The 26891-nt window shown below is 59.8% G+C and carries 28 protein-coding genes; 4 read left to right on the top strand and 24 right to left on the bottom strand.

Annotated elements, in window-relative coordinates; translation table 11 throughout:
- The 3 genes from H3V09_RS02035 to H3V09_RS02025 all read left to right on the top strand — a co-directional run bounded on the left by H3V09_RS02035 (nucleotide 1) and on the right by H3V09_RS02025 (nucleotide 3721).
- A complete protein-coding gene (locus tag H3V09_RS02035; RefSeq protein WP_198190772.1) occupies nucleotides 1-2565 on the top strand; it encodes a DEAD/DEAH box helicase in 2565 nt (854 codons plus the stop codon).
- Nucleotides 2566-2649: 84 nt separating this feature from the next.
- A complete protein-coding gene (locus H3V09_RS02030) occupies nucleotides 2650-2997 on the top strand; it encodes an RNA polymerase-binding protein RbpA (RefSeq protein ID WP_045935333.1) in 348 nt (115 codons plus the stop codon).
- Entirely contained in the window at nucleotides 2990-3721 is a 732-nt protein-coding gene (locus H3V09_RS02025; RefSeq protein ID WP_198190771.1) for an HAD hydrolase-like protein, read from the top strand. Before H3V09_RS02030 ends, H3V09_RS02025 begins: the two co-directional genes overlap by 8 nt.
- Before the next feature lie 257 nt (nucleotides 3722-3978).
- Here the strand turns inward: H3V09_RS02025 and H3V09_RS02020 are convergent, their stop codons facing one another.
- The 24 genes from H3V09_RS02020 to H3V09_RS01905 all read right to left on the bottom strand — a co-directional run bounded on the left by H3V09_RS02020 (nucleotide 3979) and on the right by H3V09_RS01905 (nucleotide 25459).
- On the bottom strand, nucleotides 3979-4575 hold the full coding sequence (locus H3V09_RS02020; RefSeq protein ID WP_198190770.1) for a MerR family transcriptional regulator: 597 nt from the start codon (nucleotides 4573-4575) through the stop codon (nucleotides 3979-3981).
- A 13-nt stretch (nucleotides 4576-4588) separates the two neighbouring features.
- Complete coding sequence (locus H3V09_RS02015) at nucleotides 4589-5032, bottom strand: FHA domain-containing protein (protein ID WP_046322859.1); 444 nt, start codon at nucleotides 5030-5032, stop codon at nucleotides 4589-4591.
- A 6-nt stretch (nucleotides 5033-5038) separates the two neighbouring features.
- Nucleotides 5039-5872, bottom strand: coding sequence for a DUF881 domain-containing protein (locus tag H3V09_RS02010; protein ID WP_082097744.1), 834 nt, complete (start codon nucleotides 5870-5872; stop codon nucleotides 5039-5041).
- 4 nt (nucleotides 5873-5876) lie between these two features.
- Nucleotides 5877-6209, bottom strand: a complete 333-nt coding sequence (locus H3V09_RS02005) for a small basic family protein (protein ID WP_015021764.1) — start codon at nucleotides 6207-6209, stop codon at nucleotides 5877-5879.
- A 1-nt stretch (nucleotide 6210) separates the two neighbouring features.
- The gene (locus H3V09_RS02000; protein WP_198190769.1) at nucleotides 6211-7167 is read right to left on the bottom strand and encodes a DUF881 domain-containing protein; all 957 of its coding nucleotides are present in this window, start codon (nucleotides 7165-7167) and stop codon (nucleotides 6211-6213) included.
- Nucleotides 7160-7774: a CDP-alcohol phosphatidyltransferase family protein gene (locus H3V09_RS01995; protein WP_198190768.1), complete on the bottom strand. Its 615-nt coding sequence runs from the start codon at nucleotides 7772-7774 to the stop codon at nucleotides 7160-7162. Before H3V09_RS01995 ends, H3V09_RS02000 begins: the two co-directional genes overlap by 8 nt.
- Before the next feature lie 4 nt (nucleotides 7775-7778).
- Nucleotides 7779-8630 (bottom strand): ATP phosphoribosyltransferase, encoded by an 852-nt coding sequence (gene hisG / locus H3V09_RS01990; RefSeq protein ID WP_198190767.1) that lies wholly within the window; start codon nucleotides 8628-8630, stop codon nucleotides 7779-7781.
- Between the two features lie 49 nt (nucleotides 8631-8679).
- Nucleotides 8680-8943: a phosphoribosyl-ATP diphosphatase gene (locus tag H3V09_RS01985; protein WP_046322855.1), complete on the bottom strand. Its 264-nt coding sequence runs from the start codon at nucleotides 8941-8943 to the stop codon at nucleotides 8680-8682.
- A 31-nt stretch (nucleotides 8944-8974) separates the two neighbouring features.
- Entirely contained in the window at nucleotides 8975-9640 is a 666-nt protein-coding gene (gene rpe / locus H3V09_RS01980) for a ribulose-phosphate 3-epimerase (protein ID WP_198190766.1), read from the bottom strand.
- A 90-nt stretch (nucleotides 9641-9730) separates the two neighbouring features.
- Nucleotides 9731-10642, bottom strand: coding sequence for a prolipoprotein diacylglyceryl transferase (lgt, locus tag H3V09_RS01975; protein WP_198190765.1), 912 nt, complete (start codon nucleotides 10640-10642; stop codon nucleotides 9731-9733).
- A 37-nt stretch (nucleotides 10643-10679) separates the two neighbouring features.
- A complete protein-coding gene (trpA, locus tag H3V09_RS01970; protein WP_198191114.1) occupies nucleotides 10680-11561 on the bottom strand; it encodes a tryptophan synthase subunit alpha in 882 nt (293 codons plus the stop codon).
- Nucleotides 11561-13666 carry a tryptophan synthase subunit beta gene (gene trpB / locus H3V09_RS01965; RefSeq protein WP_144176996.1) on the bottom strand — a complete coding sequence of 702 codons (2106 nt, stop codon included), beginning with the start codon at nucleotides 13664-13666 and terminating at the stop codon, nucleotides 11561-11563. Before trpB ends, trpA begins: the two co-directional genes overlap by 1 nt.
- Before the next feature lie 43 nt (nucleotides 13667-13709).
- On the bottom strand, nucleotides 13710-14144 hold the full coding sequence (gene hisI / locus H3V09_RS01960; RefSeq protein ID WP_046322851.1) for a phosphoribosyl-AMP cyclohydrolase: 435 nt from the start codon (nucleotides 14142-14144) through the stop codon (nucleotides 13710-13712).
- A gap of 162 nt (nucleotides 14145-14306) precedes the next feature.
- Complete coding sequence (gene hisF / locus H3V09_RS01955; RefSeq protein ID WP_198190764.1) at nucleotides 14307-15083, bottom strand: imidazole glycerol phosphate synthase subunit HisF; 777 nt, start codon at nucleotides 15081-15083, stop codon at nucleotides 14307-14309.
- A gap of 114 nt (nucleotides 15084-15197) precedes the next feature.
- Complete coding sequence (rlmN, locus tag H3V09_RS01950) at nucleotides 15198-16385, bottom strand: 23S rRNA (adenine(2503)-C(2))-methyltransferase RlmN (protein WP_415873492.1); 1188 nt, start codon at nucleotides 16383-16385, stop codon at nucleotides 15198-15200.
- A 70-nt stretch (nucleotides 16386-16455) separates the two neighbouring features.
- Nucleotides 16456-17445: a phosphatidate cytidylyltransferase gene (locus tag H3V09_RS01945; RefSeq protein ID WP_198190763.1), complete on the bottom strand. Its 990-nt coding sequence runs from the start codon at nucleotides 17443-17445 to the stop codon at nucleotides 16456-16458.
- A 24-nt stretch (nucleotides 17446-17469) separates the two neighbouring features.
- Complete coding sequence (gene frr, locus H3V09_RS01940) at nucleotides 17470-18024, bottom strand: ribosome recycling factor (protein ID WP_046322848.1); 555 nt, start codon at nucleotides 18022-18024, stop codon at nucleotides 17470-17472.
- A 116-nt stretch (nucleotides 18025-18140) separates the two neighbouring features.
- Nucleotides 18141-18896, bottom strand: a complete 756-nt coding sequence (gene pyrH, locus H3V09_RS01935) for a UMP kinase (RefSeq protein WP_198190762.1) — start codon at nucleotides 18894-18896, stop codon at nucleotides 18141-18143.
- A 229-nt stretch (nucleotides 18897-19125) separates the two neighbouring features.
- The gene (tsf, locus tag H3V09_RS01930) at nucleotides 19126-19977 is read right to left on the bottom strand and encodes a translation elongation factor Ts (protein WP_015021749.1); all 852 of its coding nucleotides are present in this window, start codon (nucleotides 19975-19977) and stop codon (nucleotides 19126-19128) included.
- Between the two features lie 50 nt (nucleotides 19978-20027).
- The gene (rpsB, locus tag H3V09_RS01925; protein WP_046323753.1) at nucleotides 20028-20897 is read right to left on the bottom strand and encodes a 30S ribosomal protein S2; all 870 of its coding nucleotides are present in this window, start codon (nucleotides 20895-20897) and stop codon (nucleotides 20028-20030) included.
- 225 nt (nucleotides 20898-21122) lie between these two features.
- Entirely contained in the window at nucleotides 21123-21605 is a 483-nt protein-coding gene (locus tag H3V09_RS01920) for a peptide deformylase (protein ID WP_198190761.1), read from the bottom strand.
- Between the two features lie 3 nt (nucleotides 21606-21608).
- A complete protein-coding gene (locus tag H3V09_RS01915) occupies nucleotides 21609-23591 on the bottom strand; it encodes an AMP-dependent synthetase/ligase (protein ID WP_046322845.1) in 1983 nt (660 codons plus the stop codon).
- 38 nt (nucleotides 23592-23629) lie between these two features.
- Nucleotides 23630-24184: an Rv3235 family protein gene (locus tag H3V09_RS01910; protein ID WP_198190760.1), complete on the bottom strand. Its 555-nt coding sequence runs from the start codon at nucleotides 24182-24184 to the stop codon at nucleotides 23630-23632.
- 150 nt (nucleotides 24185-24334) lie between these two features.
- Nucleotides 24335-25459: a GuaB3 family IMP dehydrogenase-related protein gene (locus H3V09_RS01905; RefSeq protein ID WP_046322843.1), complete on the bottom strand. Its 1125-nt coding sequence runs from the start codon at nucleotides 25457-25459 to the stop codon at nucleotides 24335-24337.
- A 163-nt stretch (nucleotides 25460-25622) separates the two neighbouring features.
- On the opposite strand from H3V09_RS01905, the gene H3V09_RS01900 reads away from it, so the two are divergent.
- A complete protein-coding gene (locus tag H3V09_RS01900; RefSeq protein WP_198190759.1) occupies nucleotides 25623-26873 on the top strand; it encodes an NADP-dependent isocitrate dehydrogenase in 1251 nt (416 codons plus the stop codon).
- Nucleotides 26874-26891: the final 18 nt, after the last annotated feature.

Here is a 26891-nt window from a genome sequence, read left to right as displayed (position 1 = left end):
ATGTCAGGTCATCGTCACCACGGACAGGATTCATCAACATCCGAACCGGGGCCGGCGGAACGCTACGCCCGTTTCAGTCGTCATCGTAAGCGAATGACCGGGGCGCCCGCACGTTTTCAGTCCAAGTTGCCCTTCCCTCTGGACGACTTCCAGCTGGAGGCCATCACTGCTCTGGAGGATGGCGACAACGTTCTGGTGGCCGCTCCGACCGGCGCCGGCAAGACCATCGTAGCCGATTTTGCAGTATTTTTGGCCCAGGAGCAGAACGTCAAGACCTTCTACACCACCCCTATCAAGGCCCTCAGCAACCAGAAATACCATGACCTGGTCGACCGCTACGGCGAGGACCGGGTGGGACTGCTCACCGGCGACACCTCCATCAACTCCGAGGCGGACATCGTAGTCATGACCACCGAGGTCCTGCGCAACATGCTCTATGAGCAGTCCTCCACCCTGACGGCCCTCAAGTACGTAATCCTGGATGAGGTCCACTATCTTGCCGACCGCTTCCGGGGACCCGTCTGGGAGGAGGTCATCATCCATCTTCCTGCCTCCATCCGCATTGTGGGGCTGTCGGCCACCGTGTCCAACGTAGAGGAATTCTCCGACTGGATTTCATCGGTGCGTGGACGCACCCATCTGGTGGTCTCCGAACGCAGGCCCGTACCGCTGGAGCAGCACGTCCTGGTCCAGGCCGACAGGCACACCGAGCCCGAGATCCTGGACCTGTATCGACACGACAATTCAGGACGGCAGACCCCAAAGATCAACCCACGTCTGGTCTCCCGGCTGGCCCAGCTGGACAAGGCAGGACAAGAACGTGCCCAGGCCCGTGATCAAGGACACCATCACCACCATGGCCGCGGCGGCAGGCCAGAGCGACGGATGGGGGAGCGGTATCGTCCAAGCCGGGCAGACGTGGTCGATGAGCTGGACTTCATGGACATGTTGCCCGGCATCTACTTCATCTTCTCCCGTACCGGCTGCGACCAGGCCGTCCAGCAGTGCATCCGGGCAGGCCTGCAGCTGACTACTGATGAGGGGGCCCGCCGAATACGGCACATCGTGGACTCCATGGCAGCCGGCCAGCTCAGCAAGGAAGATCTCAAGGCGTTGGGATTCTCCCAGTTCCGTTTCGCTCTGGAGCAGGGCTTCGCCGCCCATCACGCTGGCGTGGTCACCCTCTTCCGGCAGATAGTCGAACATCTGTTCGAACTGGGACTGCTTAAGGTGGTCTTCGCCACCGAGACCCTGGCTCTGGGCATCAACATGCCTGCCCGCTGCGTCGTGGTCGAGAAGCTGGAGAAGTTCGACGGCACCGGCCATGTAGCCCTGACGCCCGGCGAATTCACCCAGCTGACCGGTCGAGCCGGCCGGCGCGGCATCGACGACATCGGCCATGTAGTAGTGGTCGACCACCGGGACTTCAGCCCCAAGACCATGGTGGCCCTGTCCAGCCGGAGAGTCTATCCGCTGCACTCCAGCTTCCGACCCACCTTCAACATGGCCGTCAACCTGCTCAACTCCTCCAGCTACACGCGTGCCCGGGATACCCTGGACCATTCCTTTGCTCAGTGGGAAGCCAACCGATCAGCCTCAGAGCTGGAGGAGCGCATCGAGACTCTGACCAGCGGCCTGGAGGACTACCGTAAAGCCGCCCAATGCAGCCGTGGCGATCTGATCGAGTTCATGCGCATCCGTGCAGCCCTCTCTTCGGCCCAGAAGAACGATCGCCGCCGTTTGAAGCGTCAAAGGTTCACCAGCGAGAAAACTCGCGACCAGGCATTCCGTGACCTTGACCGGCACATCGACCAGCTGCGCGAGCAGGAGCGCAACCATCCCTGCCGCCAGTGCCCGGATCTGCCCAAGCACCTTCGCTGGGGGAACCGGTGGATTCGCATGGACAAGGAGCTGCAACGCACCCGTGAACAGTACGAGTCCAAAACAGGATCAGTCTCGCGCCAGTTCGACAGAATCTGCCAGATTCTGGCTGACCTGCACTACACCCGTCCCGTCGACCCTGATGACTGCCGATTGACGCGCAAAGGGCAGCTGCTTCGGCGCATCTACAGTGAGCAGGATCTGAGCCTCGCCGAGATTCTGGATCGAGGCATCCTCAACGATCTGGAGCCCGCAGAACTGGCGGCCGCCGTTTCCGGAATGGTCTACGAATCCCGCCGTGGGGTAGGAGAGCAACCGGGGGAGAGGGCCGGGTACAAAGCTCCCAGGCTGGTTGAGGCCATGGAGGATATGAAGCGTCAGTGGTCCCAGGTGCAGGAACGTTGCGATCAGGCCGGGTTGGAACTGCCCCCGGAACTTGATTTTGACTTAGGGCCGACCATCTACGACTGGGCCTGCGGTGACTCTCTGACCACCATCCTGCGTGACAGCGATTTGACGGCGGGGGACTTCGTGCGCAACGCCAAGCGCCTATCTGACGTGCTCACCCAGATCGTCCAAGTGGAACCCTACCTGGGCAGGGGAGGGCATCACCTAGCCAGGGCAGCCAGCATCGCCGCCGACCAGGTCAATCGCGGCATTGTGGCATATACAGGCGTGGAGTGAACACGGCCGCAGACAGGGAATAAGTTTCAGGTCAACACTGTTCTGTAGCTTGGAGGCAGTGACGGACACGAGTAAGGAGGAATCATGGCAGAGCGCAGTCTTCGCGGCATGAGTATTGGGGCGAAGTCCCTGGAATCCGATCAGAATGTGGACTTCGCGGCACGCAGCGAGGTCGCCTACATCTGCCCCAAGGGCCATCGGACCATTCTGCCCTTGGCCGAGGGCGCTGAGGTGCCGCAGGAGTGGGAGTGCCGCTGCGGGCAGATCGCTCACCTTGAGGGGCATGACGAGCAGGAGTCCGGCAAGACCGGCAAGCCGACCAGGACCCACTGGGACATGCTGCTGGAGCGTCGGTCCGAAGACGAGCTTAAGGCTGTGCTTGACAAGCGTCTGAAAATGCACCGCGAAGGATGGTTCCCCGACTATGAGTAAATCACCGCGCCGCCTGGTTCTGCTGGATCTAGACGGTACCCTGACTGCTTCACATCCGGGCATAATCGCATCTGTGATACAAACTTTCAAAGAGCTCGGTCATCCTGTACCCGATGAGAGCGCACTTCGACGATTCATCGGACCAGCTATCGAAGTATCCTTGCGCCACAACGGGATCAGAGAGGAAGACGTCGATAGGGGCGTTCAAATCTACCGGCGTTATTACAGCGAGAAAGCAGCATTCGAGGATCCTGAGCATCCTGGACAACACATCCCTGGACGCCTGCTCGCCACAGTCTTTGACGGCATTCCCGAACAGCTGGATCGTATGCGCGAACATGGTCTGACATTGGTTGTAGCCACCTGTAAACCCGAGTACCAGGCTCTGCCGGTCTGTGACCACTTCGGGCTGACATCACTAGTAGATGGTGTCTATGGCGCCAGCAAGGACTCCACACGGATCACCAAGGCCCAGGTCATCACCTACGCACTTGAGCAGATTGGCTTCAATGCAAAACTCGACGACAGGGCCCTTATGGTCGGTGACCGCTGGACAGATGCCGATGGTGCGTTAGAAACCGGCCTGGACTGCCTAGGATGCCGCTGGGGCTATGCCGAACCTGGAGAACTCGAGTCTCACGGCTGCTACAGGATCATTGACCGAGTCGATCAATTGTACCTGGCTGCCGATGATTACTTCGACAAGGATCGGACTCAGCACTGAGTCGACTAGAACTGTATAGAACCGTTGCATCTATTAGTGCCACCCGAGATCACCTTGGTCACCCTTTACGATTAGTGAGCAATACTCTTGCAGCGTCAACAAGTTGACCGTAATAAGCAGACAATGAAATCGCTGGAAGACGTCTAAATTAAAATCATGACCTAATAAGCCGATAATGTACGTTATGTCAAATTACTTATTATTTTTCTCCCCCGTTAGGCCGCCACATGGCTTCCGCACAATGTTGTCCTCGTCGATCATGCAGCCCGTTGACGCTGCTCGTGCTGATGCTCCAAACGCTGGCGCAGACGCATAGCCGTCAGCTCGTCAATGGGCCGCTCAGGCAAGCCTGGTGTCAGCTGTCCGGTAGTCAAATCCACATGGTCGCAGGTCTGCAGTTCCAGATCCATCCGATGCCAGATAGCACCCACAGAGATAGCAAAGACGGCACGCCCGGACTGCATCAAAGCGAAGACCTGATCCGGGCCTGAACACTCGCTAACCTCGTCCCCGTCGCAAACCACAGTCACATGCTCAAGCTGACCGACTGTCCGATGCTCAAGATAAGCCACGGTGCTCGTTGCATTGACCAGGTTGACACCGGCATCCAGGAGTCGCTTGAGAACCGCCAGGATGACCACATCTTTAAAAGAATATAGCCTGCGGGAGCCTGATCCATGTGAGGCCTTGATTGAGGGCTCTACAATCCGTTTGCGGGCCCAGTAATCCAGCTGCCGATAGGTGATACCGGCCACCTTGGCCGCGACAGTTCCCCGGTAGCCTCGGGTCGTGCCCTCGGCCTGCTCAGCCGAGAAGAGTTCCCCCTGCACCAGCGTCGGCACCTCTTCGGCCATGCCATGCCCCCTATCAGCTCTTGGCGATAACTGCCCGATTGTCGAAGTAGACCAGCCTGAATTTGCCGATCATGATCTCGTCGCCGTTGTGCAGGTCGGCCTGGTCCACGCGTTCACGGTTCACGTAGGTGCCGTTGAGGCTACCCGTGTCCTCGACCCTGAAGCCTTGGTCAGTCCGTACGAATATGGCGTGCGCCCTGGAGACTGTCGAGTCGTCCAACAGAATATCCGCTTTGGGATCACGGCCCACGCTGACCTGGTCCTCATCGAGCAGATAACGCGATCCCGACACCGCTCCCCTGGTAGAGATCAGCAGGGCTGTACCCTCAGGCAATCGGGCCATAGTCTCCAAGTCGTCCTTGGTCAGTGGACGGTCACCGTTGGAGGTGACTGGAATGTTCAGGGCCGGCATGCCAATGATGGTCGTCTCGCCCGCAGTGGGAATAGGTTCTGTCATAACTGTCTATTCTACAGGCTTTGCATACTGATAGTCCTGCACGCGTCGAACCTGGTCGATTCTGACACTATCGGACTGCTCCACGGACACGGATGCATGGAATTGGACCTTGATCCGCGAGCCCACTCCCCCGGCGATCTGAATGGCGTTCTGCAGGCTATCCGGGTCCCCGATGGCCTTGACGACATAGGGGCTTTGCAGCTTGGAGTGGTCGCACTGCAGGCCGGTGCGGGTATCCAGCAGATAGGTGTTGGTGACCACCCGGACATCGTTGAAGGATATGACCTCGGCCCCTGCATTGCGCAACTCCTCGATTAGGTTGAACATAGTCGAGGCATCCACACGGTCGCTGTCCTCGGTGACAGTCACCACCACTCCCCTGCCCTGGGCTGGCAGCCGTCCGGACAGGATGCCGCTGCTCTGCTCGTTCTGCTGGGCGATGCGGGCGGCTTCCTTTTGCTTGTCGGCGGCGGACTTTATAGAGGTCAGCTGCTGGTTGAGTTGGCTCTTGCGCTCCTCCAGCTTATCGACCTGATTGCTGGTTTCGTCCAACACCCGCACCAGCTCTTCCTCCGACAGGCTTTGGTAAGAGGACTGGTTGTTGCGCACTTGGACGGCGTACCCGAAGCCCAGCAGGGCGCACATAAGGGCCACCAAGACGCTGGTGACCAGCCTGACCCTGGTGGCGTTGGAATTGAGCGTGCGCAGAGGCCGCCGACGTACCACCGGGAAAGCACCGGTCTGCGTATCGTCGGATGGAGCCCTGACCCGCCCAGGCCGCCTGGGTGGAATACTCTCGGGCATCCGTTCATCGCGCTTCTTCCTGAGGGTGTGTCTCATATACTCACCCCTTGAAAATGAACCGTCGAATGGCGGAGACGTTAGAGAAGATGCGGATACCCAAGACCACGATGACAGCTGTGGACAGCTGGGAGCCCACGCCCAGCTGATTGCCCAGGAAGACCAGCAGAGTGGCGGTGATCACGTTAGAGATGAAGGAAACCACGAAGACCCGGTCCGAGAAGCTACGCTCGAAGTAGGAACGGACCGCGCCCATGAGTGCATCCAGGGCCGCCACCACCATAATGGGCAGGTAGGGCTGCAGGACGATGGGAATGTCTGGCTTGAGGAAGATGCCCGCCACCACACCTAGGATCAGGCCTAGAATTGCCGACATGTCAATGACTCCTTCCGGCATAGGACAGATTGGGCAGACCGACTGCATTCAGGTTCAGGCGCCGCTGCTTGTTCACATTGACGGTGATGTTCGCATTCTTCAGGTCATGCAGGCGGCTCTGCAGATCGCTGCGAGACATCAGATCAGACAGTGCACCCTGGTCGCCTATGGCCTCAATCTTGTAGGGTGCCTCGATGGAAGCGGTCCCCACCAGGATGGTCTGACCGGCCGTGCGCACTGATGTCTGTGTCCCTATTCTATTGCCGTTGATGGCAATGGCCTCGGCTCCCGCGGACCAGAGCTTGGTCAGGAACCACTGCAGATCCTGGTCGGTGACCAATTTGATCTGATCCGCATTGTCTCGGACATCCTTGGAGGCAATAGGGTTAGCCAGGGTGATAACGATGCCTTGGCCCTGCACCTTGCTGGTACCGTTGGTCAGATCGTCGGCGGTCTGGGTGCCGTTCTGCCCCTGGCCGCCAACTTGACCCGAAAGCGTGTCGATCTTTCCGTTGAGGTCTGAAATCTGGCTGTTGAGGTCATTGGCACGTTTGCTGACCACCTCCACTTGGGAGATCAGCTTTTCACGTACCTTCTGACGCGGGTCCCGGTGCAGCACCTGCACTATGCCCGTGCCAGCCAAACCAACCAGCACACAGATGACAAAGACCAGGATCCTGTTGACCCAGACGCTCAGCGGTGATCTGCGTTCAGCAGGCAGCAGGCGGGCATCCTCGAACATAGGATCCATGGGGCGGTTGGTCAGATCGTCTATCAGCCTCAAGGACTCATCGGCCATGCGCCGACGAATGGACTCCTGTGAGGGCTCAGAGCTCTCTTCATCAACATAGTGGCGTTCCAGACCAGAAGTGGAATGCGAAAAAGCCGCCCGGCGGTGAATCAGGGCACGGTCGGGCGGCACGGGGAAGGATTCAGGCATCCTCTGCGGTTCAGTCATGATGGCGGTCCTGACGAATCAGTCCGATGCCTTGACGTGCGTATATCAGCCCTGCCAGCCAATAGAGGCCCACCCCCCAAATGACGGCTGCCAGGGCCACCAGATGAAAGAAGCGGAAGAAGGGTGAAGTACCGACATCCGCAAAGATCAGGGCCGGTATAGCCAGCATGAGCACGGCTGTGCCAGTCTTGCCCGCGAAGTGAACCGGCAGAGGACCATAATTGTGCTGAGCCAGCACCAGAACCAGCAGACCCATGAGCACGTCCCGGGCCCCGACCAGGGCCAGAAGCCACCAGGGCAGGATTGAGGCTATGCTCAGGGCGAGGACGGAGCAGAGAATGAGTAGACGATCGGCAACCGGATCCAGGATCTGCCCCAGCTTGCTGACCTGGTTGAACCTACGGGCAATGATTCCGTCCACCCCATCTGACAGGGCCGAAATCAGCATGACCACCAGAGAGATGATCAGGTGCCGATTGGCCACCAGGTAGGCAATAAGAGGTATGGATAGGATACGGAGCAGGCTGATGACATTCGGTACAGTGAAAATCACAGACCGCGGCTCAGGGCTGTACCTGCTGCGTGAAATTCGATCAATCAGTGCCATCCGACTACATTCTAGAAGCTTGAAGGGCTGTTACAAGGATGGCACGCGCACCAATCTCATAGAGGCGGTCCATTAGGTTGTTCACCTGGTCCCTGGGGACCATGGCCCTGACTGCCGCCCACTGCTTGTCATGCAGGGAGGAGACTGTCGGCGACTCGTACCCGGGCGTGATGCCTACAGCCATGGCTACACGCTCGACCGGGATGTCGTAATCCATCAGTACATAGCGACGGGCTGTCAGCACACCCTCCAGCCTACGGGACATGACCGCCAGCCGCTCATCATCCGGATCCAGGCGGGGCGACCTGATGAGAATCCCCTCCGATTTCAAAATGGGATCGCCGAAGACCCGAAGCCCGGCGTTGCGCAGGGTGGTGCCGGTGGAGACCACATCGGCGATCAGGTCGGCTACTCCCAGCTGGACTGACGACTCCACTGCCCCGTCCAAGTGGATCAGTTCAGCCTTGAGCCCTTTGCTGGTCAGGTAATCCTCAAGAAGCCGGTCGAAAGTGGTGCCGATCCGTTTGCCGTCCACGTCCTGCAAGGTGCTGATGGAGCTGTCTTCTGGAGCAGCGAACCTGAAAGTGGAAGCGCCGAATCCCAGCTGCGTGACCTCGACGGCCCCAGTACCAGAGTTGAGCAGAAGATCACGCCCCGTGATGCCCAGATCAATGGTTCCAAGGCCGACATAGACCGCTATGTCGTTGGGCCTTAAGTAAAAGAGCTGGATGTCGTTGTCAACGTCATCAACAACCAACTGCCGATCATTGGAGCGCAGACGATAGCCAGACTCTGACAGCAGCCTCCATGCGGGCTGGGACAACATGCCTTTATTGGGCACCGCGACCTTCAACACGGCAACCTCCTAGTTGCGGAAGCGAATCTACAGTGGGACAGGATTGGGGTCACAGGTACCTGTAGACATCCTCCAAGGTAATGCCCCGATCAATCATCATGACCTGAATGTGATACAGCAGCTGGCTCATCTCCTCAGCCGTCCGCTCCTTGCCCTCATACTCGGCGGCAATCCAGGTCTCCCCAGCCTCTTCATTGATCTTCTTGCCGATGAAATGCGTGCCCTTGTCCAGCTCGTCTACTGTCAAGGACCCTTCTGGGCGCTCCTTGGCCTTGGTCGTGAGCTCCTCAAACAACCCATCGAAGGTTTTCATCTGGCTATCTCCATTCTTCCCGCAAAACCTGTCAGTCCTTGTAGCTTACCTGCGCGGCCTGCCTGATCTGGTCAATGGCCTTGGCCGGGTCGTCTGCGCCGTAGACCGCGGAGCCTGCCACCAGGACATCGGCTCCAGCCTCTGCCACGATGGGAGCCGTGGTGGGGCTTACCCCGCCATCCACCTGGATGTGGGTCTTAAGACCGCGAGCGGTGATCTGGTTACGCAGGCGGCGGGTCTTAGGCATCTGATTGTTCAGGAACTTCTGGCCGCCGAAGCCTGGCTCCACGGTCATGACCAGAATCATGTCAAACTCTTCGAGAATATCGAAGATCGGCTCCACAGGTTCGGCAGGGCGCACGGCCAGGCAGGCCTTGACCCCCATGTCGTGCAGCTGGCGGGCCAGACGGACCGGGGCATGGACGGCTCCGGTATGGAAGGTGACAGAGGCAACACCCAGCTTGGCGAATTCAGGGGCCCAGCGGTCGGGGTCCTCGATCATCAGATGTACGTCCACTGGCAGGTCGGTCACTTTGCAGATGCGCTCCACCACGGGCTCGCCAAGCGTCAGGTTGGGAACAAAATGGTGATCCATCACATCCACGTGGACCATATCGGCATTGGCAATAGCCTTGAGATCCCGCTCCAGGTTGGCGAAATCGGCGGAAAGAATGCTGGGTGCTATCTGAATGCTCATGGAGATTATTCTATGTTGTACGGAAGACCGGCGGCACCGGTTTGTGGCTCAATTGCACAGGTCCCGGCCTTCTGGCAACCGAGCCCTGACCTACTTGCTCTGGCCCTCGGATTCCTGACGTACCTCTAGCTCGGTAATGGTCCTCAGCTTTTCGGACAGCAAGGAGGTCGGCTTGCCCTTGCGCGCTATGAGGACGAAGGCTGCAGCCGCCAGGAAGAAGACCGTCATGGACACCCAGACGTTGATCCTGACACCTAGGAATTCGTGGGCGAAGTCGATGCGAAGGGCCTCGATCCAGGTGCGCCCCAGGGTGTACCACATGACATAGAGGGCGAAGAGGGAGCCGGCCTTGAGGATGTTCACGGCCTTGTGGCCGATCCAGACCAGGAGGGCCGCACCAATCAGGTTCCAGATCATCTCATACAGGAAAGTGGGCTGGAAGAGGGTGCCGGTCGGACAAGTGGTCCCGTCATAGCACTGTTCGCTACTGCCGATGGCGGAACCTGCAGCGTCGATCTTCAGTCCCCAAGGCAGCGTGGTGGGAGCCCCGTAGAGCTCCTGGTTGAACCAGTTGCCCAGCCGCCCGATGGCCTGGGCCACCAGAAGGGCAGGAGCCACGCTGTCGGCCAGCAGGGCGGTCGGGTAATTCTTGTGACGGCACCAGGCCCAGGCTGCCAGAGCTCCCAGGAAAACCGCACCCCAGATGCCCAGGCCTCCGCGCCAGATGCGCAGGATGTCAGCTGGGTTGCCATCAGCTCCGAAGTAGCGTTCGGGGGTGGTGATGACGTGATAGAGCCTTGCACCAACGATGCCAGCTGGAACCGCACAGATGGCGATGTCCAGAATCTGGTCAGTCCGACCACCCTCCTTCTTCCACCGCCTGGTCGTAATCCAGGCAGCCACGATGATGGCCAGGAGCATGGTCAGGGCATAGAACCGGATGGTGACCGGCCCCAGATGGAAGCTGGATATTCCCGGCGATGGAATGTAGGCAAGCGTCATAAAGCCCCAATCTAGACCCTGGGCCTTACAGCCCCACTCACTTCCTGGCCTGGGAGATGCCCCAGCGCAGGTCGGAGCAAATCTCAGCCAGGGCCGCAAGAGCCTTTCTGCGGTCTTTCCGTGGTCTGCCCTCGTCATCCAGAAGACAGTGGACCAAGGCCGATCCGACGATTACCCCGTCTGCATAGGCGCCAACCTGAGAGGCCTGCTGGGCAGTCGAAACCCCGATGCCCACGCACACATAAGGAGCGCCCGCATGTCTGACTCTTGCCACCAGGTTCTGGGCCGAATTGGACATGCTGGTTCGTTCGCCGGTCACTCCCATTCGTGAGGTCGCATAGACGAATCCTCTGGCTGCTCGAGAGGTGATCTGCAGGCGTGTATCAGTGGAGTCGGGCGAGACCAGATAGACCCGGTCAAGCCCATAGCGGTCAGACTGCTCTATCCATTCCCCGGATTCATCGACAATCAAATCCGGGGTGACAAGCCCGGACCCGCCAGCCTCGGCCATGCGCTGGGCAAAGTCCACTACGCCATGATGGAGAATCAGATTCCAATAGCTCATGACCAGAGCCCTTGCACCGTCCGCCTGGACCTGGCGAACCGCATCGAAGACACCCTCGACCTTAACGCCATTGTCGATGGCGCACTTGCTGGCTGCCTGGATTACTGGGCCATCCATGACCGGGTCGCTATAGGGCAGTCCGATCTCAACGATGTCGACTCCGCTTTTCACCATGACCCGCATGGCCTCCAGGGATGTTGGCACGTCGGGGAATCCGTAGGGGAAGTAGCCGATAAAGGCAGGCCTGCCCTGCTGCCGGAGGGCCTGCAAGGTGGATGCCACCGGGCTGGTCGCGCGGCTGAACCCTTTGGGCTGGGCGGGGGCTTTTTGCCATTGCCATATCTGGTTGACCATCATCTGGCCTCCTCTTCCGCTTGATCACTCTTGCCGTGCCCGGCCTGGGCTTCCAGCGCACTGGCCTCCTGCTCGGACAGGTAGCCGAACCATCTGCCCGCAGTGGCCACATCCTTGTCGCCTCGGCCCGAGATGTTGATCAGGATGACAGGATTCCTGATTCCTTTGCGCAAAAGGTCGGTGGCCGCCTTGCTGGCTCCGGCCAAGGCGTGCGAAGACTCCAGGGCGGGGATGATGCCTTCGGTCCGGCAGAGGTCGCTGAAAGCCTGCATGGCCTCCTTGTCGGTTGCGTAGTCATACTTGACCCGGCCTATGTCGTGCAACCAGGCATGCTCAGGTCCCACCGAAGCGTAGTCCAGGCCGGCGGAAATCGAGTAGGTGTCCATGGTCTGGCCTTGGTCATCCTCCAAAAGATAGGACTTGGTCCCCTGGAAGACGCCGATCTGGCCTGTCCCTGGCGACAGGCGGATGGCGTGCTCGCCTGACTTGGGCCCGTTTCCACCAGCCTCGTATGCGTAAAGGGAGACTCGGGGATCATCCAGGAATGTGTTCATGATGCCGATGGCGTTGGAGCCTCCGCCGACGCAGGCCACAACCCCATCAGGATGGTCGATGCCGTACGCAGACAGCTGAGCGGAGGCTTCTTCGCCGATAATCTTCTGAAAGTCCCTGACGATGGTCGGGAAGGGATGGGGTCCTGCTACCGTGCCCAGCAGGTAGTGGGTGGACTCCACGTTGGTCACCCAGTCGCGCAGGGCCTCGTTGATGGCATCCTTGAGAATCCTGGTTCCAGTGGTCACCTCGACGACTTCGGCGCCCAACATTCGCATCCTGGCCACGTTCAGGGCCTGTCTGCGGGCGTCGACCTGCCCCATGTAGATTCGGCATTTGAAGCCAAGGAGGGCACAGACCGTAGCCGTGGCCACACCGTGCTGCCCAGCTCCGGTCTCCGCGATCACGCGGGTCTTGCCCATGCGCTTGACCAGGAGCCCTTGACCCAGGGCGTTGTTGATCTTGTGCGCGCCCGTATGGTTCAAATCCTCCCGTTTCAGAAAGACCCTGACCTGGCCGCCGACCCGATCGCTGATCAGCTTGGCGAACCGAGGCGCAGGCGTCAGAGCCGAGGGACGCCCCACATAGACCCGGTTGAGCCTATTCAGCTCCTCACGGAAGGCCGGATCGGCCTTGGCCTCCTTGTAGACACGCTCCAATTCGTCAAGGGCGCCAACCAGGGCCTCAGGTACATAACGACCGCCATAGGGGCCGAAATAGGGACCGTCATGGGTAGAGAGGGGCCTGGCCTCGGCAGCCTTGAATCGATGACCAGCCTGAACCAGCAAGCGAACCGTCCCCTCCTGGTCCTGGGAGGTGACCAGACCTTCTCCTATCAGGACTGCATCGGCCCCGGCCCGGGCGTACCGCTCCAGCTCGACCGTCCCGAACACTCCGGACTCAGCCACCTTGACCACGTCCTTGGGCAGGTTGGAAGCTAGACGGGCATACTGGTCAACGTCAACACTCAAGTCCTTCAGGTTGCGGGCGTTGATGCCAATCACCTTGGCTCCGGCCGCAATGGCACGCTCGATTTCCTGACGATCATGCGTCTCGACCAGGGCGGTCATGCCCAGACTCCCGGCCAGATCGAGCAGGTGCTTGAGGCGGGTGTCATCCAAGGCCGCCACAATCAGCAGGATCATATCGGCCCCATTGGCTCTGGACTCCCAGACCTGGTAGTCGGAGACGATGAAGTTCTTGTTGAGCACGGGAATGCCCACTGCCTGCCTGACCTGTCGCAAATCTTCCAAGGACCCCAGGAAGCGTCTGCCCTCAGTCAGGACAGATATGGCTGAGGCACCCCCGTTGGCATACTGTCGGGCCAGGGCAGCAGGATTTTTGATGTCGGCAAGATACCCCTTGGAGGGCGAGGCGCGCTTAATCTCTGCGATAATCGGAATGCCGACGCTCTCCCTGAGCAGTCGGGCGGCATCCAGAGGTTTGCGCTTCATGCTCCTGACCTGTTGCTTGAGGCTTTCCAAGGGAATCTTCTGTACCCGGCCCCTAGCATCCTCCACGGCGCCGGCCACCAGTTCATCCAAGACGGTCATAGAGCCCTTCCCTCCAGTTTTCTGTGTGTTCCCTGCAACAACCTTAGCGTCTTTCTGCACTGGATGGCCCTTCCTGACTCTGCATTTCCGCCTGAGTGCGATTGCCTTGCACTACCGGAAGCGGTCCGCCGGCTTCGAAGCACGACCTGGTCCCGGTATGGCAGGCCGCCCCTACCTGGTCCACCTCCACAAGAAGCGCGTCCCCGTCGCAGTCAATACTGACCCCCTTGACATACTGGACATGCCCGGAGGTGTCCCCTTTCCGCCAGTATTCCTGCCTAGAGCGGGACCAGAATGTGACTCTTCCTGTTGTCAGGGTCCGTCTAAGGGCCTCCTCGTCCATGTAACCGACCATGAGCACCTGGCGACTGTCATACTGCTGGACCACTGCGGCCACAAGTCCCTTGGCGTCCTTCTTGAGCCTGGCCGCTATGCTCGGGTCCAAACGCTCTTCCTGGTCCTTCGAAGACTGTGACATTGATCCTCATTCTCCTTTATTCAGCTAATTAATTCGGCTAGTTTGTCCGACATAACCTTGGCGATTGATTGTTCACGGTATGGGTATGGTTTCCCGATGGCTGCCAACAAGGCCTGCACAAGCCATGCACCGTATGGTGCCGAAATTCTTTGCGGGATTGGTTCAGGCCTGCCATCGAACCGGATACCCGGCCGCATGGAGCGCCTGCTTGACGTCCTTGATGGACACCTGGCCAAAATGGAAGACGGAAGCCGCCAGGACCGCATCAGCCCCAGCCTTGACCGCAGGAGGAAAATCGGCAGCCTTGCCTGCCCCGCCGCTGGCGATGAGCGGAAGGGATACTGCCTTGCGCACGTCGGCGATCATTTCCAGATCGAACCCTTGACGGGTGCCGTCCGCATCCATGGAATTGAGGAGAACCTCGCCGGCTCCGAGTTCCTGAGCCTGCTTGACCCAGTCAACAGCATCGATGCCGGTAGACTGGTGGCCGCCCATGGTGGTCACTTCATATCCCGAGGTAATGCCCTGTGCATTAGATCGGCGGGCATCGACCGAGAGCACCAGAACCTGGCGACCAAACCGCTGGGCGATATCGCCGATGACCTGCGGGTTGGCGATAGCTGCTGTATTGATGCCGACCTTGTCAGCCCCGGACCGCAGGAGAGTGTCGACATCCTGCGGGGTGCGCACGCCTCCGCCGACAGTCAGCGGAATGAAAATCTGGTCGGCAGTGCTTTTGACCAGGTCCACCATGGTGGCTCGCCCGCTGCCCGAAGCAGTCACATCCAAAAAGGTCAGCTCGTCGGCTCCCTGTTGGTAGTAGGCGGAAGCCAGTTCGACCGGATCACCCGCATCGCGCAGATTCTTGAAGTGGACGCCTTTGACCACACGGCCCTGGTCGACATCAAGGCAGGGAATGACACGAACCGCAACCGTCATGCGACCTGCCTTCCTGCCTGAACCAAATTGTTTGAGTCAAAACTTTAGCTTCTGCAGTGTCTGATGACTACCGCATGTCCACACTATGGCATGACAAGATTGCAAAACGCTAAATCAGGCCTGAAGCTTGACGGCCTTGGCTGCCAGCTGTCCGCAGGCGCCGTCAATGTCCGATCCGCGGGTGTCCCTCATGGTTGCAGTGATACCGGCCTTGTGAAGGATATCCAAGAAGCGCTGCTCATCCTCAGGCTTGGAGGCCGTCCAACGAGACCCCTCAATCGGATTCAGAGGTATGGGATTGACGTGCGCCCAGTCGTCCCCATAGTGGTTGAGGCGCTTGGCCAGAAGACGGGCATGCTCGGCCTGGTCGTTGATGCCTCGCATTAGGGCATACTCGATGCTGACCCGTCTGCCGCTGGCCAGGTAGTAGTCGTGAGCTGCATCCAGAACCTGGGTCGTGTTGAAGCGCCTGTTCATGGGCACCAGCTCGTCGCGCAACTTGTCGCTGGGGGCATGGAGGGAGACGGCTAGACGGACCGGAATTCCCTCTTTGGTCAGCTTGCGGATGCCGGGAACCACGCCCACCGTGGACACAGTGATGTTCCTGGCCGAGATGCCGAATCCCTTGGGCGGCAGGGCACTGATCTGCCTGACTGCGGACATGACAGCCCGGTAGTTGCCCATGGGCTCGCCCATCCCCATGAAGACGATATTACTCAGACGTCCCGGGCCCCCGGCAACCTGTCCGGACCTCATCATGTGAGAGGCGGCCCTGACCTGTTCCAGAATCTCGCCAGTCGACATGTTCCGAGTCAACCCAAGCTGACCGGTGGCGCAGAAGGGGCAGCCCATGCCGCAACCGACCTGGCTGGAAATACAGAGGGTGGCCCTGGAGGGATATCGCATGAGCACGGACTCGATTCTGGACCCGTCGAAAAGCTCCCAGAGAGTCTTGATGGTCGTCCCTTGATCCGCTTTCTGGACGGTGACTGGGGTGATCAATTCAGGGAAAAAGCGGCGAGCAGCCTCTTGACGACTGGCCGCAGGGAAATCCGTAAAGTCACCCGGATTGATGGACAGGTGATTGAAGTAATGGTTGGCCAGCTGAGAGACACGGAATTTCGGCAGGCCCAGTTGAGCGCAGACCTCCTGACGCTCCTGCTGGTCCATGTCCGTAAAGTGGCGCGGCGGCTTACCTCGACGTGCATGGTCGGCCGCCAGAACGTCCCTGAAGGCACCATCTTTGCCTCCGGGGGTGATGCCGGTTTCAGGCTCGGCACCGGTCATGTCGACATCTGTCATACCTCTACCTCATCCTGTATCAGCTACTCAACCCGCCAAAACTATGGAAAACACGTACAGTCAATTCCGATTACAGACCAGTGATCAAAAGGACCAGTGTGATGAATGGTGCGGACATGAGGATGGAATCCACCCTGTCCAGCACTCCGCCGTGGCCCTTGAGCAGGTGGCCCATGTCCTTGATCCCCAGGTCTCGTTTGATCAAAGATGCGCTCAAGTCGCCCAAAGTGCCAGTGGCGCCGACCATGATGCCCATGAGCAGGGCGACCCACCAGATCCGCCCCCAATCCGCCATAGGATAGGTGGCCGCAAAGATGACCAGAGCGCCGACCAGACAGCAGAGCATGGAGCCTAGGAGACCCTCCAGGGACTTGCCGGGAGAGATGCGGGGCGCAATCTTATGCTTGCCGAAAAGCGAGCCGAAGAGAAGTCCGCCGATGTCGCTCAGGGCAGGCAGGAAAATCACCATGAAGGCGTGCGCGGCAGGATGCCCGCCGAAGGTAGTGGGCAAGGTTATCAGACAGGCCAGGAGGGTGATGTAGACAACAGTCAAAAGAGTGACGCCCACATTGGCAAGGCTGCTTAACTGGCTCTCCGCTTTTGCAGCACCGTAGGAGGCATCGACCATGGTCTGTGCATCCTTGCCCGACAGCTTGGCATTCACCGCCTTGAGCAGACGGCCACCCAGGCGATGATTGCGAGTGGCCGCAAGAGCCCCGATCAAGGCAGTGACCAGAACACCAGCGGTCATGACCACCACGTGGTCCGGCGCGTAGAACGAGGCCAGCATGGTGGCCGCCGAGCAGATCCAGAGCTCTATCACCGGTATATGCAGACCTGCTGTGGCAAAGTCCACCCTGAGCTCCCAGAGACCCAGGGTCATGAAAATCACAATCAGATAGATGAATGCGTCGATTCGCACAAGGATGCAGGCCAGGATGATGACGACCAGAAGCGCGCCAGTGGCCACCGCCTGCGGCATGTTGCGCCCGGTCCGCTTGTTCAGGGTTTCGACGGCATCCTGACCTGTCTTCTCAGCGGAGCTTTCCTTGGTACTCATGAACAGTGGATCCTCCCAGGCGAATCAGACCTCGAGGATTTCCTTCTCCTTCGCATCCAGGAGCTGGTCGATCATGTCGTTCTTCTGCTTGGTGACGGTCTCCAGCTCCTTCTGCAGCCGGTTGCCCTCATCCTCGCCCAGATCGCCATCCTTGACCTTGCCCTCCAGCTCTTCCTTGACCTTACGTCGAATGTTGCGGACAGCCACCTTGCCCTCCTCGGCCTTGTTCTTGGCCAGCTTGACATAGTCCCGGCGACGCTCCTCGGTCAGCTCGGGCATGGTGACCCTGATGACGTTGCCGTCACGGCTGGGGTTGACGCCCAGGTCCGAGTCGCGGATGGCCTTCTCGACTGCGCCTGCCTGAGAGGGGTCGAAGGGGGTAACGGCCAGGGTGCGGGGTTCCGGGACGCCAATGGATGCCAGCGACTTGATGGGCGTCGGAGTGCCGTAGTACTCCACCATGATGTCGTTGAGGAAGGAGGGGTTGGCACGCCCGGTCCTAATTCCCGAGAAGTTCTCCTTGGTCGCCTCGATGCTCTTGTCCATCTGCCTTCCGGCCTGGTCCACCACTGTGGTCATGATCTGCTCCTTGCTGTATGGACCATCCGCCTGTACGCGCGAGGTCCGTCATTCTTATACTCTACGGCCATGGGGCCTCAGGGGCCAAGCGGCGCGGGGTGTGTGCCCGCAACCGGTCACACGGTACGATCAGGACCGCCGTGGACCAAGGTGCCCAGGCGCTGACCTTTAAGCGCCCCGGTCACGTTGCCTTCACCCTCCAGTCCGAAGACGCGTATGGGCATGTCATTGTCCCGGGCCATGGACAGCGCTGCTGCGTCCATGACGGCCAGGTTGTCCACCAGGGCCCGCTGGTAGCTCAGATTGGTGAACATGCGCGCAGAAGCCTGCTTGTGCGGATCAGCCGTATACACACCGTCCACGCCGTTCTTGCCCATGAGGACCTCGACGCAATGTATCTCCAAGGCCCGCTGGATGGAGACCGTGTCGGTTGAGAAGTAAGGCATGCCGGATCCGGCGCCGAAGATGACCACGCGTCCCTTCTCCAGGTGGCGGATGGCCTTGAGCGGAATGTAGGGCTCGGCCACCTGGCCCATGGTGATGGCTGTCTGCACCCTGGTGGCCTGACCATCCTGCTCCAGGAAGTCCTGCAGGGCCAGGCAGTTCATAACCGTACCCAGCATGCCCATGTAGTCACCGCGCGAACGTTCGATTCCGGCCTGACTGAGCTCGGCTCCGCGGAAGAAGTTGCCACCGCCCACCACGATGGCCACCTGAACGCCGCCCTGCACCGCCTGGACGATCTCCTTGGCCACCCGCTTGACCACCTTCACGTCAATGCCGACCTCGCCTCCCCCGAAGGCCTCTCCGGAGAGCTTGAGCAGCACACGACGAGGCGATGCTTGGTTTTGCGCTGAATCGGATCCGGTCATAAAAGCCCTTTCTCCAGACATGATGACGGGCGGTGTACGCCGCTAACAGGGTATCCGTGCTGGGCGACAACCCCTCTTGAGCAGACCGAGGGGATAGGCCCTGGGAATTGACTTAGGACAAAAGAAGGGGAGCGGCTACGAAAGCCACTCCCCTGCCATCAATGCCGGACGTTTGCCAGTCCCTTAGACAAGATCAAGCAGACGACACAAAACATTGCTGGACTACTTACTACTCCTCGTCGCCCTTGCCGACCTCGAGACGTGCGAAGGCCAGAGCCTTACCGCCTGCCTGCTTGAAGAGGTCACCAATGGTCTTGGATGTGTCCTTGACGTACTGCTGCTCCAGCAGAACGGTCTCCTTGAAGAAGGCGTTCAGACGCCCCTCTACGATCTTGGGTATGATCTTCTCGGGCTTGCCTTCGGCCTGGGACTTCTCAGTGGCCACGCGACGCTCGGACTCCACCACATCGGCGGGCACATCCTCGCGGCTGAGCCACTTGGGGCTCATAGCGGAGATCTGGAGGGCCACCTCATGGGCGACCTGGGCGCCGGCCTCATCAGTGGCGATCATGGCCACGATGGATGGGGGCATCTCCACAGACTTGCGATGGGCGTAAATCTCTACACGGGGACCTTCAACTCGGGCCACCTGGCCCACCTTGACGTGCTCATGGAAGAGAGCACCAGCTTCCTCCACGGTCTCCTTGACGGTGCCTGACTTGGATGGAGCGGCATCGACCTGCTCGGCATTGGAGGCATCAGCCTTGGCCACGTCGTCGATGACCTCCTGGCCGAACTCGACGAACTGAGGGGTCTTGGCCACGAAGTCGGTCTCGGAATTGAGCTCAACGGCGTAGCCGATCTGTCCCTGTCCACCCTCAACGACGGTGGAGGCAATCAGGCCCTCTTGAGCCTTGCGGCCCTCGCGGGCGCCTGCGGCCTGGATGCCGGTGGCGCGGATGATCTCCTTGGCGCGGGCCATGTCGCCCTCGGCCTCGGTTAGGGCCTTCTTGACGTCCATCATGCCGGCGCCGGTCTGGTCACGCAACTCCTTGATCAGTGCAGCGGTGATTTTTGCCATAAAACTCTCCTATCTGGTCTTTCCTGAATGCATCATCTAGACGCCAAAGTTCAGGCGGCCTGATCGGCAGCGGGGGTCTCCTGCTGCTGTTGCGCGGGCTGCTCGGCCTGGGGAGCCTGGGCGGTCTCCTGGGCCTGCTCCTGCGGCTGTCCATCCTTGTTCTCCAGCAGATTCTTCTCCCACTCGGCCATGGGCTGGTCAGAGGCCTCCTCGGTCTTGGCAGCCTTGCCAGAGCGCTCCAGCAGACCGTCAGCCACGGCATCGGCCATCAGCCGTGTCAGCAGCTCAACGCCGCGAATAGCATCGTCGTTGGCCGGAATAGGGTAGGTGACAAGCTCAGGATCCGTATTGGTGTCCACCAGGGCCACGACCGGGATGCCCAGCTTGTTAGCCTCGGAGACCGCCAGGGCCTCCTTGTTGATGTCGACCACGAACAGGGCCGAAGGGGTGCGGCTCATATTGCGGATGCCGCCCAGCTGACGCTCCAGCTTGTCCTTCTCGCGCCGCAGGAGCAGGAGCTCCTTCTTGGTCAGTCCCGAGCCATGCACGTCGTCGAAGTCCATCTCCTCCAGCTCCTTCAAGCGGCCAACCCGCTTGGTCACGGTCTGGAAGTTGGTCAGCATGCCGCCCAGCCAGCGCTCGGAGACGTAGGGCATGTTCACCCGGGTGGCTTGAGCCTTGATGGCCTCCTGGGCCTGCTTCTTGGTCCCCACGAAGAGCACGGTGCCGTTGTGGGCCACGGTCTGCTTGATGAAGTCATAGGCTTGGTCGATCAGACCGAGCGACTTGAAGAGATTGATAATGTGGATGCCGTTGCGCTCCATCAGGATGTACTGCTTCATCTTGGGGTTCCAACGACGGGTCTGGTGTCCGAAGTGGACGCCGGCCTTCAGCATTTCGCTCATGGTGATCTGTGCCATGTCCGTACCTTTCATTGTCGGTTATTGCCTGGCCATGTGCACCTGCATGCAACTCCGAGGAGCCGACCGACACAGGACGTCGCGGACATGGCGCGAATTTACGGCGTGTGTTTGGGAATACTCTTGGCGCGCATGCCCACCCGTGACAGCGGACCTGCGCAATGACACGCCAAGTTACTATAATACCCGAGGCCAATGACCTCGGGAACCGTGTTCGCCCTCTGCCTACCTGGCTGATCTCAGCTGCTGCATGGCCTGGCGGCGAACATCGCTCTCCAGCCGATCCACATAGACATGGCCGTCCAGGTGATCGCACTCGTGCTGGATCATCCGACCCATGATGCCATGGCCTTCGAGAGTCACTGTCTTGCCGTCCAGATCGATGCCGTGGGCTCGTGCGTAGTCGGCCCGTCTGGTCGGATACCAAAGGTTTGGAAGGGACAGGCATCCCTCCTCGCCATACTGCTCGCCGGAGGTCTTGTCGATGACCGGATTGATGATGTAGCCCACCTTGCCGCCGATATTATACGAGAAGACTCGCAGGCCCACGCCGATCTGGTTGGCCGATAGGCCTGCCCTGCCCGGATCGTCGACAGTATCCACCAGGTCACGCACCAGACTGCGCACAGCCGGGGTGATGCTGGTAACAGGATCGCATGGTGTACGCAAAACCGGATCGGGAACCACTCTGATTGTACGAATCGCCACTGCCTACTCCTCGTCATCCCGGCCGTCGTGGCCGTCCTTCTCGTCCTCCGGAGCCGCTTCCTCCTCCTGGCGGCCATCACGCTTGCGTCCGGTCATGCTGGCCAGGGAATCGCTCATAGTGGTCCGTGCCCTGCTGACGATGTCGTTCTCTTTAGCAGCGGGTTTGGCTGGCGTCCTAGGCGCATAGAGGACCTTGTCCACAAGTTCGGCATACTGGCGGAGCACCTCGGGGCGCACAACCTTCAGGCTGGGGGTCAGGGTACCGTCCTCCTGGCTGAAGTCCTTGTCCAGCACCAGGAACTTCCGCACCGACTCGGCCCGCGAGACGTTGCAGTTGGCCTTGTCCACATACTGCTGGATGAAGGCATGGATCGCATCGTTATGGCTGGCCTGCTCCATGCTCATGTCAGCGTCCAGACCCTGCGAGGTCAGCCACGATTTCAGCATGCCGACATCCAAAGTAACCAGGGCGCCCACGAAGGGTCTGCCGTCGCCCACGACCACGGCTTGAGAGACTATCGGACAGGTGCTGATCACATCCTCCAAAGGTGCCGGACTCACGTTCTTACCGCCGGCGGTGATGATGACGTCCTTCTTTCGGCCGGTGATGAAGACGAAGCCCTGATCGTCGATCTGGGCTAGATCGCCGGTATGCAGCCAGCCGTCCTTATCAAGCACGGTGGAATCCAGCTCGGGCTGGTGGTAATAGCCCATAAAGACGCTGGGGCCCTTGACCAAAAGCTCATCGTCGTCGCTCAGCCTGACCGTGATGCCCGAGCCAGGTCGACCGACCGACCCAACTTCGTTGGCATCCTCGAAGTTGACAATGCAGGGGGCAGCCGTCTCGGTCATTCCGTATCCCTGAATGAAGGTGATCCCGTCGATTCCGTTGAAGAAGTGGGCCAGGTCGGCGTTCATGGGTGCGCCACCGCAAGCCAGATAGCTCAGGTTGGAACCCAGGGCGGACTCGATTGTGTTGCCGACGGTTTTGGTGTAGAAGGCGTGAGCCAGGCGGGTCAGCGGCGAGTGGCCGCGCCCCTCCTGCTCGTCCTTTGACCACTTGATGAAGTGCCTGGTGGCCTTGGCAAAGACCTTGCCGGCCAAACCTGTGCCGGCCTTCTGCGAGGCGGCATTGTAGACCTTCTCGAAGACTCGGGGCACGCCCAACAGATAGGTGGGCCGGAAGGTGCGCAGGTCAGTCAGCAGGTGCTTGGCGTTGGAGACGTATCCGACCACGCCCTGAGCGCCGATGGCCACGTACTGGATGTAGCGGGCGAAGCAGTGGGCCAGAGGCAAGAAAAGCATCAGGCGGGAGGGGGCTGCCAGCATGTGGTAGAGCACATCCCAGCCGACGAAAACGATGTGGACGAAGTTCCGGTTGGAAAGCATAGCGCCTTTGGGCTCACCGGTGGAGCCCGAAGTGTAGACGATGGTGGCCAAATCGTCGGCCTTGACCTGGGCGATGGCTTGATCCAGGCGCTCGTCGTCAATCCCCTGGCCGAATTCGCTGACTGCATTCAGGCCCCCTGCCTCGAAATTGAAGACATACTTGAGCTTGGGCGATGACCCCCGGACCTGCTCAAGGATCTGCGCATGCTCCGAGTCGCCGGCAAAGGCCAGAACACAGTCCACGTCCTGAACGATCTTCTGGGCCTGGCTGGGCGAGTCGGTCTCATAGATGGGCACAGAGACCGCCCCGATGGCCGCGCAAGCAAAGTCCGTGACCCCCCAGTCATAGCTGGTCGAGGCGTAGATGACTACGGTGCTGCCTTTTTCCACACCCAGGGCCATCATGCCCTTGGCCACGGCACGAACTCGCGCGGACATCTGCCCGGCCTTGACATCGTGCCAGTTTCTGGTCATGGGATCCTGCCACTGGGCAACCAGCTCCTCAGGATCGCGAGCGGTGCGTTTTGCCAGGAGCGAATAGATGGTGTCCTTGTCCGTCGTCGGGTGTTGAAGCTCGACCGTATATTCACGCAACATACCCACCATCATATGGGTCAACCCGCCAAAGCCGCCGCCTAGCCCATGTCGAAGCGTACACAGACCCAGCGCGAACCGCTCCTTGCGACAATCATGTTGGCAAGCACAGTGCGCTCGCCGACCAGGAATCCGATAGTGGTTTCGTATCGGTCACGGTCCACGCGGTAGATCTCAACCAGTTTAGGAATCAGCGGCAAGTATGTCATTCCGGCATGATCCGCAGTACGAACCATGCCCAGATGCCGATCATTCAGCAACCGGGCCAGTAGGGCCAACCGTTCCATGCATACGCGGTTGAGCACACGCTCCAAGCTCTTCATCGGCAGACGGCCCCGTAGCACATCGAAAACCCTGGAAGCCAGTGCGCACAGGTTGACGAGAATTCGCTTGAGACCCCCTGGCAGGCCCTCATTCTCAGCAACATCTTCCGGCCGAACGAAATTGACTGTTCGCACTGTCAGATTGATGTCGCCGAGTCCGAGCGGCACCTGTGTACAGGTGGACGGCCACCAGCTGTCGAACTCCTGTCCTTCTGGATCCTCGATTGCCTGATCATTATCCCAGGCCGGTGCCAGATCCATATACTCCGTCATACTTCTCTCCTTGCACTTCGGCGTGCCTGATCCCCCTCCGCGCACCGGGCAACTGACGCAACGACAGCGATTACGTTCAGAACAGGAATGCGCAGAGGAATTGTAAATGTAAGTGTTGTGAATAAATAGGCTGTGGATGTCTTCTTCTGCTTAGCTGCGTGGAGCAGGAGTCACTGCCACACGGCACTTTTGGAAGTTCTTGACATCCACGTAGCCGGTGGAAGCCATGGCTCGCCGCAGAGCCCCGATGAAATTCAGACTGCCATCGGTGCGATCGCTGGGTCCAAAAAGTATGCGCTCCAGGCTCCCCACCTGGCCGACCTGGACCCTGCGACCCCTTGGCAGCTCAGGATGATGGGCCTCGGCCCCCCAATGCATGCCCTGGCCGGGAGCATCGGTAGCCTTAGCCAGAGGCGTGCCCAGCATGACCGCGTCGGCCCCCATGGCCAAGGCCTTGACAAAGGACCCCGATGTGCCCGTCTCACCGTCGGCGATGACCTGAACGTAGCGTCCGCCGGACTCATCCAGGTAGTCGCGACGCGCCTCAGCCACATCCGAGATGGCCGTAGCCATGGGGGCCTGAATGCCGATGGTGGCGGAGTCAGTTGAGGAGGCTCCCCCGCCGAACCCGACAAGAACCCCAGCGGCACCCGTGCGCATCAGATGAAGAGCCGCCTGGTAGGTGGCGGCCCCGCCAACGATGACCGGAACGTCCAGGTCGTAGATGAATTTCTTCAAATCCAAGGGCTCATGGCTGGTAGAGACATGCTCGGCCGAGACCGCCGTCCCACGGATCACGAAGAGATCCACGCCCGCATCAACCACCGTAGTGTAGAACTCCTGCGTGCGCTGAGGGGACAGAGCCCCGGCCACTGTGACTCCGGCCTTGCGAATCTCCTGCAGACGGCGGGTAATCAGCTCTGCCTTGACCGGCTCCCGGTAGACCTCCTGAATGACCCCAGTCGCCTGCTCCGACGAGGCATGGGCTATCCTGTCCAGCTGCGGACGCGGATCTTCATATCGGGTCCACAATCCTTCCAGGTCAAGCACACCCAATCCACCTAACCGTCCCAGGGCAATTGCCGTCTCGGGGCTGGTCGCCGAATCCATAGGCGCCCCCAGCAAAGGCAGGTCGAACTCGTAGGCATCCACCTGCCAAGCCGTGGAGACATCCTGTGGATCCCTAGTCCTCCTTGAAGGGAGTATGGAAACATCATCGAGCGTGTAGGCGACTGTAGCCTTCTTGCCGAGACCAATTTCGATTTCCTGTGTCATGTCTGTCAGCCTAGCGCCTCATGATGACGCTCCGGCGTGCTACGAACGGGTTACGAGCAGGGGAACAGAGAGTAACAAACTTGGGATAGAACTGTTCGCGAGCGCAATTGCGGCATCGGGAGCAGGATCCGGCCCCCGACCCGCCGACCGATAGGAGGCCGCCATGGACAAGATCGCCGTGAAGGGACGCATCGTCGAGCTCGACGGTGACGAGATGACCCGGGTCATCTGGAAAATGATCAAGGAACGGCTGATTCTGCCCTATCTGGACGTGGACCTGGACTATTACGACCTGGGCATTCGCAACAGGGATGCCACCGACGACGAGGTTACCGTGCAGGCGGCTCAGGCCATTCAACGCGAGCATGTGGGAGTCAAATGCGCCACCATTACCCCGGACGAGGCCCGCGTAAAGGAATTCGGTCTTAAGCGCATGTGGAAGTCGCCCAACGGCACCATCCGCAACATCCTTGGTGGAACCATCTTCCGCGAGCCCATCGTCATCGACAATATTCCCCGGCTGGTTCCCGGATGGACCAAACCCATTGTGGTGGCCCGCCATGCCTTCGGCGACCAGTACCAGGCGACTGATTTTACCGTTCCCGGGCCGGGAAAGCTAAGCGTCATGTTCACTCCTGATGACGGGAGCGACCCGGTGACCAGACAGGTGACCATCTACCCGGGTCCGGGCGTGGCCCAGGTGCAGTTCAACCTTGATGATTCCATCCGTGACTTCGCGCGTTCCTGCTTCAACTATGCCCTGCAAAGGGGCTATCCGGTCTACCTGAGCACCAAGAACACCATCCTCAAGGCCTATGACGGTCGGTTCAAGGATATTTTCGCCCAGGTCTACGAGCAGGAATACCAGAGTCGGTTCGAGGAAGAGGGACTGACCTATCAGCATCGGCTGATCGACGACATGGTGGCCTCCTCGCTCAAGTGGCCGGGAGGATACGTCTGGGCCTGCAAGAATTACGACGGTGATGTCCAGTCTGATGCAATAGCCCAAGGGTTCGGGTCTCTTGGCCTTATGACCTCCATGCTGATGACGTCCGACGGGCAAACTGTAGAAGCCGAGGCTGCCCATGGGACCGTGACCAGGCATTACCGGCGATGGCTCAAGGGCGAAACCACCTCTACCAACCCGATCGCCTCCATTTTTGCCTGGACCGGCGGACTCAAGCAACGGGCTCGGCTGGATGATACGCCCAAGGTAGCTTGGTTTGCGCGAACTCTGGAAACTGTGGTTATAGAGACCGTGCGCTCCGGCCGCATGACCAAGGACCTGGCCAGCCTGGTCGGTCCTGATCAGCCCTGGCTGGACACCGAGGGCTTCATGGATGCCCTGGACCATGCCCTTGCTGAACGTATGGCTTCAGCTACGACAGAGGCCAGGGACAGCAAGGCGGACTAACAGATCATCACACAGAGC

The sequence above is a fragment of the Bifidobacterium sp. M0399 genome (assembly GCF_016100595.1).
GTDB classification, from domain to species: Bacteria; Actinomycetota; Actinomycetes; order Actinomycetales; family Bifidobacteriaceae; genus Bombiscardovia; species Bombiscardovia polysaccharolytica.
The sequence above is the reverse complement of the archived record's forward strand: the minus strand, read 5'-3'. Positions and strand labels throughout refer to the sequence as shown.